The following is a 13,074-nucleotide window of genomic DNA, read 5'->3' on the forward strand; positions in this document are numbered from 1 at the left end:
GGCCTTTCGCTATTCAGGTGGTCTAGCGGCGTTTGCGGGGTGAGATCACCAGCAGCACGCCGACCACGATGGCGGTGATCACGAGGATCCAGCCCAAGGAGATCGCGCCGCTGAGGGGCATCGTCGCCGGGCCGATCAGGGCCCAGACGCTGACCGCGAGGGCCAGCAGGCCGACGATCAGCAGCGACGGGGAGAATCCACGCTTGGTTTCGGGTTGCTCAGCCACGGGTCACCTCCACTTCGCCCATCCGCACGTCCACGTTCAGGTGGAGCACCGGTGCGTTCGGGTTGTTCGGGCCGGTGACGCCCGTCGGGCAGCTGAGCACCTCGCCTATGCTGACAGTGCATTTGGTATCGACGGTCATGTTTTGTGGGAGTAGGACTTTGGCCTCACCCATCTGCACGGAGACGTCGACGGTGCGGCTCTCGGTCAGGTTCAGTGAGCGCAGGTCCAGGGTGCCGGCGCCCATCGACAACACGTACTCGGGCCGCAGGTCGCTCACCGAGGCCGGGGTCCAGGTGTGGTCGCCCATGGTGGCCTCGTTGAAGTCGATCGGGCCGACCATCGAGGCCAGCAGGACGAAACCGGCGAGCGGGGCGGTTACCACCAGCAGACCCGCGCCGCGGCGCATGAAGGCGCCGATCACCAGGCCGACGCCGATCACGGCCAGCGCGATCGCGGCGATCCGGGCGGGTGTCATCCACTCCACGCCGGAGACCGCGGCCGCACCCGCGCCGCCGGCGGCGAGGATGGCCAGGCCGAGCACCGTCGGGGTGAGCCGGGAGCGGGGACGCTTCTGCGGCGGGGCGACCACGGTACGAGCCGGGGCGGGATCGGGCAGGTCCCAAGCCAGCGGTGCGACACCGAGCGGATCCCAGGACGGCGGAGTGACGCCGAAGACGTTCGGGTGCTCCGCGTTCGCGGTCCGGGTGGGCAGGAATTGCGCGGTGCCGGAATCGGATTCGCTCGTTTCCCGCTGCTTGATCAGCGACGGGGGAGTGCCCGCCGCGGATTCGTTCGCGGGTGATCCGCTATCGGACTTCGAGACATCCACTCGTGCTGGGGATTCGGCGGGCGCCGATGTCTCGAGCAGCGTGGTCGGCTCGTCATCTGTTGCGGGCATAGCCTTTTCGACCGGCCTGTCCGGGACGTAGGCGTCCGGCAGCTTGGTGTACGGCGAATACACCGGCATGACATCGGCGTAGTAGTTCCCGGTGGTCGGGAACGCGGCGCCCGGATACCCGGTCGCGGTCAGCCCGCCGCCGGTGCCGAAATCGAAGTCGCTGTCGAGCTCGCTGGTGCCGGGCGGCGGATTCGGCACCCGCATGTGCAGCATCCACCAGCCGGCCAGCATCAGCGCCAAGCTGATCACTCCGGACCCGGCCAGGCCCGAGCTGAACGGGCCCATCGAGCTCACCGCGATGCACAGCGCCACGATCAGCACGATGGTCTTGGTGTGCGACTGCGAGCTCTGGCCCTTGCCGAAAAGCCCTTCCGCACGTGAGGATTCACCGCCCGGCGAGCTCAGCAACAGCCAGCCCAGCAGGTACAGCACGATCCCGGCGCCGCCGAACATCGTCGACACCACGAACGCGACCCGGACCAGGACCGGGTCGATGTTGTACCGCTGGCCGAACCCGGCCGCGACACCGGCGACCGGGCCCTGCCGCGGCAGCCGGACGGGGCGGGTCTGCCACATCTGCCGGAGCTGATCGCCGAAGCTCGATTTCGTCATGCCATCCATGGTGGCTGTGACCATAGCCTCGGCGCATCGGGGTGAACCCTGAATCCGGTCCTGATCTCCGGGATTACATGACGAACGGATCGCCGAAGACCGCACCGTCCGCGGTGACCTCCGGCGAGTCGACGGTGACGATGGCGTAGGCCCGGATGGTCAGCGGCCCCGCGCAGTTCTCCACGTGGACGCGACGGTCCCGGCTGAACACATATCCGGTGCTGCCGGGCAGCAGTTCGCGTTCCCCGACCGGCAGGTCGACCACCTTGCCCGGGGTGAGTGACAGGTCGATGCCCATCCCGGCGTCGAGGTACGGTCCGACGCTGACGTTCGCGCCGGGAAACAGCTCCTCGGGGGTGATGGAGACGCCCAGTTGGAGATCGGCGTCGAAACCGATGCTCGCGCCGATATCGAGGTCCACCTTCATATCCACCGCGCAGGCCACGTAGTACCCGGCCTTCAAGGTCCCGATGCCGGTCGACACCTTGCCGTAGAAGGTGTTGTCGAGGAACACCTCCCGATTCGTCGGCATCCCGTTCAGCGACCCGACCGGATTGGCCACGTGGTCGCTGTGCCCCACCGTGAATTCCAAACCGCCTGGTGCGGCGTAGGTTTTCTCATGCGGCGCCAACTGCACCGCGCCGGCCTGCCCAGCCGACCCGAGAATGCAGCCGACCGTGATGACGGCAGCACTCAGCCCAGATTTCCACTCACGGGTATTCCCTCCCCATTCCTGCTCCGCGTCCCTCACGCGGAGCGCACCCGGCGCCTCCGCCGAAAGTGTTCGCACTCAACAGCTTTCTGGAGCAACCTGAAGAAAAGCTTGGAAAGTGCCTGCACGACAGTATGATTCACGCGGAATCAGGGTTCACATCCAGGGCGTGCAGGGGGCGCGGCGGTGCGTGGAACATCCGTTTTGTGCTACTAGATGTAGTGTGACCTACTACACTCTGTAGTCTTCCATCCATGGCTATGTGGATCATCCCCGTTTCGTCCGTCGTCAGCTGCATCGCGATCGCGGGGCTGTTCTCCATCGGATTCCCCAAGGAGTGATCCGGACCTACCGCGCCGCCTGATCAGAAGACGATCGGATCCCCGTAGACCGCGCCGTTGGTCGTGGCCTCGGGGGATTCCACATCGATCGTGGTGAAGGGGCGGATGGTCAAGGGTCCGCCGCAGCCCTCCGCGATCAGGTGGAAATCGCGGCTCATCACATATCCGGTCCGGTTGCCGGACAGCTCCTTGGTTCCGGTCTCGATGCGCTTGATGACGCCGGGCGTGATTTCCAGATCCAGGTCCACCGAGGCCGAGATCTCCGGCCCGATTCCGGCGTCCAGGCTCGGCTCCAGCGCGTCGGGGCTACCGCCGACGCTCAGCGTCACGCCGGCGTCGATGCCCGCGCCGGCATGCGCCCCGAAGGTGAGCTCGATGCCGACCATGCAGCTGACGAGGTAGCCGGACTTCAGCGTGCCCGTGCCCGGGCTGTCGACGCGGCCGTAGGAAGTGTTGTTCAGGAACACCTCCCGCGTGGTCGGCAAGCCGTTCTGCGGGGCCACCGGGTGCGCCGCCATATCGGTGTGGCCGACGGTGAACCCGAAACCGGTCGGTGTGGCATAGCTGTTCTCATGTGCCGCGTAGACGAACGCGTTGGCGGGCGCGGCGCCGAAAGCGGCAGCGGCCACGGTGATCCCGGTGAGCGTGGCGGCGATGGTGGCTGCGGACTTGATGGACATGATTGCCTCCCCTGCGGTGGCTCCTGTGTGGAGCGGGGCCGATTGCTTTGTGGTCCGGAAGAAACGTATGAGCCGGACCCGGTTCGGGCCGCGTCCCGGCCACCGCAGGCGTTTCGAAACCGCAGGTAGGGGCGGTATTTGCGAGTAATCCGGACCGGAGGGGCGGCTGGCGGCCATTGTGCGCCCGTAGCTCATGCTCGGTCCGGCGCCGCTTCCTGAGAGCATGCTCAGCCGTGCAGGTCAGGCCCGGTCCGATTTCCGGACCGGACGCCACCCGAAGATCAGGGTGATTCCTGATGCTGGTTGTCGGTGGCGCGTGCCAGTATCGAAGGCATGTACCCGTCCATGCCCGCGTTCGACGCTGCCCGAAGTGGAGATCCACGCGGGAAGCCGACGCTGGTCTTTCACGCCGGGGCGGAGCGGCCGAAGTTGGAGCGGCGTTCGGGCGGGCGGATCGTCGGCGGGGTGGCGGGCGGTATCGCCGATCACCTCGGGCTCGACGCGTTCAAGGTGCGGATGGCGTTCGTGCTGCTGTCCGCGCTGGCGGGGGCGGGCATCGTGGCCTATGGGCTGCTGTGGATTTTTACGCCGGGTGGTTCCGATCAGGTGAAGCCGTCCAGCACGGAACGGCGCCGGTCGATCGGGCTGGCGCTGCTCGGGCTCGGGCTGACGATCGCGGTGTCCTGGCTGATGAACGGGACCGTGGCGGCGAAGGTGATCGTGCCGATCATCGTGGTCGCCGTCGGTGCGGCGCTGGTCTGGCGCGAGTACGACACCGACGGTCCGCGCTCGCTGCTCGGGCTGCCCGCGCGCTCCTCCGTGGTGACGTGGGCGCGCATCGTCGCCGGGGCCACCATGATCGTGGCCGGGCTGGGTGTGGTCATACTGGCCCGGATCGACCTGAGCTCGCTCGGCTCGGCCTTGATCGCGGTGGCGGTGACGCTGGTCGGTGCGGGTCTGCTGACAGTGCCGCTGTGGCTGCGCATGATGCGCGCGCTGAATACCGAACGCGCCGCGCGTATTCGCAACGAGGAACGCGAGGAGATCGCCTCCCATCTGCACGACTCGGTGCTGCAGACGCTGGCGCTGATCCAGCGCCAGGCCGCCGACCCGCAGGAGGTGACCAGGCTGGCCCGCAGCCAGGAACGCGAACTGCGGAGATGGTTGTTCGAGGATGCCGGTCCGGCGGAGTCGAGTCTGGCCGCCGCGCTGCGCACCATCGCCGGCGAGGTCGAGGACCAGCACGGCGTGAAGGTGACTCCGGTGACCGTCGGCGATGTCTCGATGGACACCGACGACAGCGGAAACGGCCTGCCCAAGGAACATTTCACGGCGCTACTCGGTGCGAGCCGGGAAGCGCTGGTGAACGCCGCCAAACACGCGGGCGTGCCGGAGATCGACCTGTTCGCCGAGGCCGAACCGCACCAGGTCAGCATTTTCGTGCGCGATCGCGGCACCGGTTTCGATGTGAACGCGGTGGCGCAGGATCGGCAGGGTGTGGCGAAATCCATTCGCGGCCGGATCGAGCGGCGGGGTGGTCAGGTAGAGATTCTGTCCCACCTGGGCCGGGGGACCGAGGTGCGAATCATCATGCCGCGCACCGATTCCGGAGTGGCCGAAGAAGTCGACGAGACGGGCTCCGAAGGCGTACCGGAGTTCTCGCCGATCTCCGCCGACGCCCCGACCGCCCGCATCGCGCGCCCGGTGCTGGGAGAATAGCGAGTGCGGACCGATTCCCGGTGCGCCGCACGGCCTGACGTCATCCTGCGCAGCGCAGGATCTCAACGTGCAATGGAGGAGAAGTAGGTGACCGTGCGGGTTTTTCTCGTCGATGATCACGCCGTGTTCCGGTCGGGTGTGCGGGCGGAATTGAGTCGCGAGGTCGACATGGAAGTGGTCGGCGAGGCCGGTGGGGTGGCCGAGGCGATCGCCGGTATCAAGGTGACCACTCCGGATGTGGTGCTGCTCGACGTGCATATGCCCGACGGCGGCGGGGTAGCGGTGCTGCAGGGCATCGAAGAGGGGCCGGTGTGCTTGGCGCTCAGCGTCTCCGACGCCGCCGAGGACGTGATCGCGGTGATCCGCGCCGGCGCCCGCGGTTACGTCACCAAAACCATCTCGGGTTCCGAGCTGGCGGCCGGTGTGCGCCGGGTGGCCGGCGGGGACGCGGTGTTCAGCCCGCGGCTGGCAGGTTTCGTGCTCGACTCCTTCACCGGGAAGTCCCCGGTTCCGGAACCGCCGCTGGATCCCGAGCTGGATTCGCTGACACCCCGCGAACTCGAGGTGCTGCGCCTGCTCGCCCGCGGCTACACCTACCGCGAGATCGCCGAGAACCTGTTCATCTCGGTGAAGACTGTGGAAACCCACGCCTCCAACGTGCTTCGCAAAACCCAGCAGTCCAACCGCAACGCGCTGACCCGCTGGGCCCACCGCCGCCGCATCGACTAGCGCGGGCAGCTCACATCAGCGCGATGATGATGGCGATGATCAGCACCAGGCCGATCAGCAGACCGATCGCGATGGCCAGCGGAGCGTTGCTGGCCTGCGGCGGGCGCTGACCGATGGTGCGCTGGCCGCTTGGCCGCTGACCCGCCGGAGCTTGCTGCGCTCCGGTCTGCTGCGGGCGGTGCGGGCGCGGCAGCGGCGCTGAGTGCGGGCTGCGCGTGCCGGCCGCGGAATTGCGGGTCGCCCACGCCGGAATGGTTCCGTCCTCGGTGCGGACCGGCGCGCCGAGAATGTAGGGCCCGGTGCCGGGACCGAAAGCGGCGGTGAGGATTTCGTCGCGCGCCTCGGCCATGGTCGGGCGGCGCTGCGGCGCGGGTTCCATCATGTGCAGCAGCGCGTTGGTGAGCACCCCGCAGCGCTGCGGCGGAATGATCTGCGCCATCGCGGCCCGCTCGACCAGGACGTTGGCGTCCTCGTCCAGGCCGAATGGCGGCTGGCCCTCGATCGCGGTGTACAGCGTCGCGCCGAGGGAGAACACATCGCTGGCCTCGGTCGGCTGCGCGCCGCGCGCCACCTCCGGCGGCAGGTAGGCGGGGGTGCCGGTGATGACGCCGTCGGGTTCGTCGGACAGGTCGCCCGCGCCCCGGGAGATACCGAAGTCGCTGAGCTTGGCCATGCCGACGCCCGGACCACGGTCGGCGACAAGAATATTGCCGGGTTTGATGTCGCGGTGCGTGATGCCCACGGCGTGCGCGGCGGCCAGCGCGTCGGCGACCTGCGCGCCCATCTGCGCCACCTCGATCACCGGCAGCGTGTCGAACACCGCCATCGCCTTGGCCACACTGCGCGAGGGCAGATGCTCCATCACCAGCCAGGGTTCGCCGGCCTCCAGCGCGACGTCGTAGACGGCGATGGCGTGCTCGTGCGACAGCTTCGCCGCGACTCGGCCCTCGTGCATGATCTGGTTGCGGATCTCGGTGGCCTGGCGTTCGTCCAGCCCGGCCGTGGAGAGTACCTGCTTGATGGCGACGTCGCGGTCGAGCAGCCGGTCGTGCGCCAGCCAGACCGCGCCCATGCCGCCGCCACCGACTTTGGATTGCAGGCGGTAGCGGCCGGCGACCAGATAGTCCGGGCCGACGATGGGTCGGGGGCGCTCGATCATGGGTTGCAGGGTATCCGACGCACCGACCTACGCACCCGCCGAACCGTGATAAGGCGAAACGTGCCAAGTGATTTCGGACAGAACCGTCCAGTCTCGTGATGCGCACCGCAGGACGGGGGCGGTCCCGTCGGCGGAATGCTGGTGGCGGTCGAGCGCGGGGATGGCTCGCCGGTCGCTGGCGTGTCTGCGCGTGGGCCGCCCCTGAGCTCGGACAACAGCGCTGAACGCCCCGTCCGCGCGGCGCGCTTGACGGATTCCGGGGGTGGGTTTCTACTAGAGAGATATCGAACGTATATTCGATACGAATCGATAGCTGGATCGGTGCTAGCTGGTCCGCTCGCTTCGCCCAGTCCATCGTGGGAAGTAGGTGGTTGTGATGGGTTCGGACGCGCGCGTGGGGGAGGCACAACAACAGAAGGTGGCCGAGCTCCGCAGGAAAATGGCCGCCATACCCGGTCGCGGCGAATCCGCCGTCGAACGGGCGCCGCACGCCGCCGAACTGCGCCGCGAAGCCCTGCCTGTCCCCGCCGCGCTTGCGGAGTTGTTGCCGGATGGCGGCTTGGTCAAGGGGTCGGTGGTGTCCTACGCGGGCGCCCGCTCGCTGCTCGCCGGTTTGCTCGCCGCGGTCACCGAGAGCGGCGGTCACGCCGCGGTGGTGGGCGTCCCCCGATTCGGCCTGCTCGCCGCCGCGGAGATGGGCGCGGATCTGGAACGCCTCGCCGTGGTCGCCGACCCCGGCCCCGACCCCATCGAGGTTGCTTCCGTGTTGCTGGATGGCCTCGATCTGGTCGTCCTCGGCCTCGACGGCGCCTCCGTCGTGCCCTCCCGCGCCCGCGTCCTCGCCGCCCGCGCCCGCAACAAGGGCGCCACCCTCGTCGTCACCGACGGAACTTGGCCCAACCCCGCCCTGCGCATCGACGCCCGCATCGCCGGCTACGTCGGCCTCGGCACCGGCCACGGCCGCCTGCACTCCCTGACCCTGGAAGTCGAAGTCCGCGGCAAAACCGGCACCCCCAACCACGGTCACCTCGACCTGCGCCCGAGCGCCGGCCGCGTCCGATGGTTCCCGCAGCACATCGATTCCATCGCCGAGCTCCCACTCCGCGCCCGGGGCGCCGCCTCATGATGTGGGGAACCTTGCCGATCGTCGACCGCATAGCCGTTGCCTCACAGGCGTGTTCGTGCATGCCGTCGGCCTGCTACCCGAGCAAGATCACGGTGTGCCAGCGGATCGATCATCGGGCGGGTCTGTCCGGCTTGGATACCGTCGTGAAGTCGAACCAACTCGGGGGCTTCGACAGGTTGGCGCACCACGCGGCGCAGAAGCAGGGGCCGGGTTGCCGAGGTGCGCTGCCGAGTCGACTCCCGCGATCTTGGCGCTGCACGCTGTCGTACCGGGTTCGGCTCGATGCTCTCGCTTTCGTGCGGATGGTTCGTGTGCGGCCGATGTATTCGTGCGTGCCCTTGATCTCGAGCTGCCGAGAGGCTCGGCCGAGGCGACACTCGCGAGTCGGGCGATATGAACTGTCGCTTCCACTCGCCGGAGTTGCTTTCGCTCGGAAGTTCTGTGTATGGCAGGGCATTTCGTGTGCTGCGGTGCTGCGATCGTCGGCGTGAGCAACGCGGGTGCCGCGCGGGTGGTGGCGGTGTGGTGCCTGGATTGGCCCGCGGTGGCGGCTGCGGCGATGGCGGAGTTGCCGGCGACGCGGCCGGTGGCGGTGCTGCACGGGAATCGGGTGGTGGCGTGTTCGGCGGTGGCGCGGGCCGAGGGGGTGCGGCGCGGGTTGCGGCGGCGGGAGGCGCAGGCGCGATGCCCGGAACTGTTTCTGGTGCAGGCGGATTCGGATCGGGACGCACGATTGTTCGAGCCGGTGGTGGCGGCGGTGGACGAGACGGTGCCCGGGGTGGAGGTGCTGCGGCCGGGGCTGCTGGTGCTCGGGGCGCGTGGGGCCGCAAGGTTTTTCGGGTCCGAGGAGGCGGCGGCCGAGCGGCTCGTCGACGCGGTGGCGGCGGTCGGAGTGGAGGCGCAGATCGGGATCGCCGACGAGCTGTCCACCGCGGTGCTCGCCGCCAAACGGGGTGCGATCGTGGCGCCGGGGGAGGGCGCGGCCTTCCTGGCGCCGCTGGCCATCGCCGAACTCGCCGTCGAACCGAGCCTGGCCGCGCCGGAACGCGCCGACCTGGTGGATCTGTTGCACCGCTTGGGGTTACGCCGCATCGGTGATTTCGCCGCGCTGACCTCGGTCGAGGTTGCCTCGCGATTCGGCAATGACGCGGTGCTGGCGCATCGCTGTGCCCGCGCCGTGCCGGAACGTCCGCCCTCCGCGCGCCGCCCGCCGCCGGAATTGCACGTGGAGCTCCGTTGCGATCCGCCGATCGACCGCGTCGACGCCGCCGCCTTCGCCGGGCGCATGCTCGCCGCCCGGCTGCATGCCGTGCTGTCGGCCGCGTCGGTGTCCTGCACGCGGCTGTCGGTGTTCGCCGAAACCGAAGCGGGCGAGCAACTCTCACGGATCTGGCGCTGCGCGGAACCGCTGACGCCGGAAGGCACCGCCGACCGGGTGCGCTGGCAGCTCGACGGCTGGTTGACCCGCCGCGACCGCCCGACCGCCCCCATCACCCTGCTCCGCCTGGAACCTGTCGAGATCGCGCGGGCCGGCACTCTCCAGCTCGGCCTCTGGGGCGGCGTCGGCGAGGAAACCGAGCGCGCCCGCCGCGCCTTGGTCCGGGTGCAGGGCCTGCTCGGCGGCGAGGCGGTGCGCTTCGGCGTGCTCAGCGGCGGCCGCGGCCCCGCCGAACGCATCACCATGGTCGTGCTCGGCGACGAACCCGTCCCCGCCGCCGACCCGGATCAGCCGTGGCCCGGCAGCCTTCCACAACCCGCCCCCGCCATGCTCTTGCTGAACCGCCCCGCGGTCCTGCTGCAAGCGGCCGACGGCGCCCCGGTGCACCTCACCGACCGCGGCCTCTTCACCGCACCCCCCACCCGCCTCACCTGGGGCAGCCGCCACTGGCCCCTCGCCGGCTGGGCCGGCCCCTGGCCCATCGACGACCACTGGTGGACCCCCGACTCCACCATCACCGCCCGCGCCCAAGTCCAACTCGACGGCGCCCCCTCCGACACCCGCGTCCTACTCCTCATCTACCGCACCGAAACCTGGCACGCCGAAGGCATCTACGACTGACCGCCGCTCAGCCCATCAAGATCACCAGGTACTGCGGGCGCATGCCACTCGGCCGATGCCGCCACCAATGCCTGATGATCTTGACCCTCCCGCACGTGAGCGTCTGCGCGCCAGGCGAATCGGGGCATTGACTTGCTGCAAGGTCATCAGGACTTGGTGGTGCGGCCACGCGCGCAATGCCGCCATGAAAGCCTGGTGATCTTGCTTCGCCTGTCCCCCTGATCAAGATCATCAGGCATTGGCGGCGGCATCGCGCAACTGGCCGCCGCCACCAGTGCCTGGTGATCTTGATCCGCGCCGCACGGAGGTGCGCGCCTGTGCGCCAGGTGCATCGACCTACTGCAAGATCACTGGTGGTGGGGCCTCGCGCGCGATGCTGCCATGAATGCCTGGTGATCTTGGTTCAGGGGCGCGACCAGACGAGGGCGAGGGAGAAGGGCTGGCCGCGCAGTTCGGACCATTTGGGTTTGGCGGCGAGCCAGGTGTCGTCGACCAGGGCCTCGGTGAACTCGGTGAGGACCCAGCCCGCGTTCAGGGCTGCCGTCATGTGTTCGCTGAGCAGGTGCAGGTGGGTACTGATCGCCACCGGCTCGCCCGAGGCGGGCGTGTAGTGCGTGGGCATGCCGGTGACCATGATGAATTGCGGGTGGTAGCTGACCATGACGCAGGTGGCGCCGGGTGCGGCCAGTCGCCAGGCCTCGGCGTAGAACGGCCCGAGATCGGGCAGGTGCTCATCGATCAGGGACGCGATCACCAAGTCGTAAGCCCCGCTCGCGAGGCCGGTTTCCCGCACATCCGCCTGTGTGAGTGAAGTGTGCACGCCACGCTCGCGCGCCCGCTCCAACATCCCGGCACTCACATCCACCCCGTCGATATGCGAGACCCCTTGCTGCCGCAGCCAATTCCCGGTCCGCCCGGTCCCGCACCCGAGATCCGCAGCCCGCCGCACCTCCGCCCACCGCGGCCGCCGCAACCGCTCGAGCAACGCCAGATCCATCGAGTCCAAGACCGTCCGCTCATAGGTCGGCGCCCACCCGTCATACCCGGTGGCCACGTCCACGGTCGGATAGTTGCGTCGATCGAAATCCGCGAAAGTCGGCATGCCCGGCAGTATTTCCCGAATCCCCAGCCACCGCCAAGGATTTACGCCACCCCCAACGGAATCCACGCGGGTGGATTTCAAGATCACCAGGCACTATTGGCGGCATCGGCCGAGACCATCAACCACCAGTGCCTGATGATCTTGGCCAGTGCGCGGGGTGCTCTCGGATCACGCGAGTTTGGGGCGTCTCCATGGTCACCAGGCGCTCATGGCGGCGTCGTGCGAGAGCCTCCGCCACCAGTGTCCGATGATCTTGGTGAGCCCGCGGGCTTCGGTTCACGTGAGTTTCGGGGGTGACTTCAAGATCATCAGGCGCTCGTGGCGGCGTCGTGCGAGAGGACCCACCACCAGGGCCTGGTGATCTTGGTGAGTCTGTGGGGTGCTGTCGGATCGTGTGGGTTTCGGGGTGTTTTCAAGGTCATCAGGCGCTCATGGTGGCGTTGTGCGAGAGGACCCGCCACCAGGGCCTGGTGATCTCGGTGAGCCCGTGGGCTTCGGTTCACGTGAGTTTCGGGGTGACTTCAAGGTCATCAGGCGCTCATGGCGGCATCGTGCGAGAAACTCCACCGCCAGGGCCTGGTGATCTTGGTGAGTCTGGGAGGTCGCGTGAGTTTCGGGGCGTCTTCAAGGTCATCAGGCGCTCGTGGCGGCGTCGTGCTAGAGGACCCGCCACCAGGGCCTGGTGATCTTGGTGGGTCTGTGGGGTGCTGTCGGATCGTGTGGGTTTCGGGGTGTTTTCAAGGTCATCAGGCGCTCATGGTGGCGTTGTGCGAGAAGTCCCGCTGCCAGTGCCTGATGATCTTGATTGGTCGGGTGCGATGACGGCGGGTTCGGGGTGTAGATGCCTGTGATGCCCGACAAATCCTCGGTGAAGGGTGGGGGACTGTCAGTATCCTCGGACATCGTGGAGCTGACTCGGGATGTGGTGTTGGGGGGCGTGCGGATCGCTTATCGCGATTCGGGCGCGTCCTGCTCGCTGGAGGGCAGCGATGTGCCGGTGGTGCTGGTGCACGGGATGGGTGGGGACGGATATACCTGGGATCGGTTCGTAAGGAAGTTGCTGCGGGCTGGGCGGCGGGTGATCGTTCCGGATCTGCGGGGGCATGGGCGCAGTGCGCACACTGATTCTTATTTGTTCGGGGAGTTCGGGGCGGATGTCTTGCGACTGGTCGACCATTTGGGGGTGACCTCGGTGGACCTGGTGGGGCATTCGCTGGGTGGTTACGCGGTGTCGTGCGTCGCGCAGGAGCGGCCTGAGCTGGTGCGGCGGCTGGTCATGGAGGAGTGTCCGTTGCCGCTGCGGTCGGGTGCCGAGCAGCAGACGCTGACCCGCCGGTTTCCGTCGGTGCCGGAGCTGTGGCATGCCACCAGCAGCGTGGTCCGGCATCCGCGGGCGGTGCTGGCCTTCGACCGCACGATGACGCGCACCGCGCTGGAACAGTTCCGTAAGCCGAATCCAGAGTGGTGGGACCGGCTGGCCGACATCACCGCGCCCACCCTGGTCCTGCGCGGCGGTCCGGGCGGGATGGTGGACCCGGTGAAGCTGGCCATCATGCGCGAGGCCATCCAGGACTGCACGGTCGCCGACTTCACCTGCGGTCACAGCATCCACCGCGACCGGTACCGGGAGTTCGAGCACACGGTGCTGCCGTTCCTGAGCCGGCCGGCGCTGGACGGCCGGGCCGACCTGCCGGCGTGAGCGCGCCCGGGT

11 protein-coding genes are annotated in these 13,074 nt (G+C 68.4%); 5 read left to right on the forward strand and 6 right to left on the reverse strand.

Translation table 11 applies throughout. From position 1 onward, the window contains the following. Positions 1-22: 22 nt before the first annotated feature. The 4 genes from IBX22_RS22410 to IBX22_RS22425 form a co-directional block, all read right to left on the reverse strand. Positions 23-226: a hypothetical protein gene (locus IBX22_RS22410; protein WP_194817453.1), complete on the reverse strand. Its 204-nt coding sequence runs from the start codon at positions 224-226 to the stop codon at positions 23-25. Continuing rightward, positions 219-1,745: a PspC domain-containing protein gene (locus IBX22_RS22415; protein WP_194817454.1), complete on the reverse strand. Its 1,527-nt coding sequence runs from the start codon at positions 1,743-1,745 to the stop codon at positions 219-221. Before IBX22_RS22415 ends, IBX22_RS22410 begins: the two co-directional genes overlap by 8 nt. Before the next feature lie 64 nt (positions 1,746-1,809). Then, the gene (locus IBX22_RS22420) at positions 1,810-2,487 is read right to left on the reverse strand and encodes an MspA family porin (RefSeq protein WP_194817455.1); all 678 of its coding nucleotides are present in this window, start codon (positions 2,485-2,487) and stop codon (positions 1,810-1,812) included. A 325-nt stretch (positions 2,488-2,812) separates the two neighbouring features. Beyond that, positions 2,813-3,469: an MspA family porin gene (locus tag IBX22_RS22425; protein ID WP_194817456.1), complete on the reverse strand. Its 657-nt coding sequence runs from the start codon at positions 3,467-3,469 to the stop codon at positions 2,813-2,815. A gap of 333 nt (positions 3,470-3,802) precedes the next feature. On the opposite strand from IBX22_RS22425, the gene IBX22_RS22430 reads away from it, so the two are divergent. Continuing rightward, the gene (locus IBX22_RS22430) at positions 3,803-5,188 is read left to right on the forward strand and encodes an ATP-binding protein (protein ID WP_194817864.1); all 1,386 of its coding nucleotides are present in this window, start codon (positions 3,803-3,805) and stop codon (positions 5,186-5,188) included. Between the two features lie 93 nt (positions 5,189-5,281). Next, entirely contained in the window at positions 5,282-5,917 is a 636-nt protein-coding gene (locus tag IBX22_RS22435) for a response regulator transcription factor (protein ID WP_194817865.1), read from the forward strand. Between the two features lie 10 nt (positions 5,918-5,927). On the opposite strand, the gene IBX22_RS22440 is transcribed toward IBX22_RS22435, so the two are convergent. Next, the gene (locus IBX22_RS22440) at positions 5,928-7,076 is read right to left on the reverse strand and encodes a serine/threonine-protein kinase (protein ID WP_194817457.1); all 1,149 of its coding nucleotides are present in this window, start codon (positions 7,074-7,076) and stop codon (positions 5,928-5,930) included. A gap of 376 nt (positions 7,077-7,452) precedes the next feature. Here IBX22_RS22440 and IBX22_RS22445 point away from each other — a divergent pair, with 376 nt between their 5' ends. Beyond that, a complete protein-coding gene (locus tag IBX22_RS22445; protein WP_194817458.1) occupies positions 7,453-8,202 on the forward strand; it encodes a hypothetical protein in 750 nt (249 codons plus the stop codon). 445 nt (positions 8,203-8,647) lie between these two features. Next, on the forward strand, positions 8,648-10,261 hold the full coding sequence (locus IBX22_RS22450; protein ID WP_194817459.1) for a DNA polymerase Y family protein: 1,614 nt from the start codon (positions 8,648-8,650) through the stop codon (positions 10,259-10,261). A 403-nt stretch (positions 10,262-10,664) separates the two neighbouring features. Here the strand turns inward: IBX22_RS22450 and IBX22_RS22455 are convergent, their stop codons facing one another. After that, a complete protein-coding gene (locus IBX22_RS22455; RefSeq protein WP_194817460.1) occupies positions 10,665-11,363 on the reverse strand; it encodes a class I SAM-dependent methyltransferase in 699 nt (232 codons plus the stop codon). 904 nt (positions 11,364-12,267) lie between these two features. Between IBX22_RS22455 and IBX22_RS22460 the strand changes: the two genes are divergently transcribed. After that, on the forward strand, positions 12,268-13,062 hold the full coding sequence (locus IBX22_RS22460; RefSeq protein WP_309234728.1) for an alpha/beta hydrolase: 795 nt from the start codon (positions 12,268-12,270) through the stop codon (positions 13,060-13,062). Positions 13,063-13,074: the final 12 nt, after the last annotated feature.

The organism is Nocardia sp. XZ_19_385, assembly GCF_015355755.1.
Lineage (GTDB): Bacteria > Actinomycetota > Actinomycetes > Mycobacteriales > Mycobacteriaceae > Nocardia.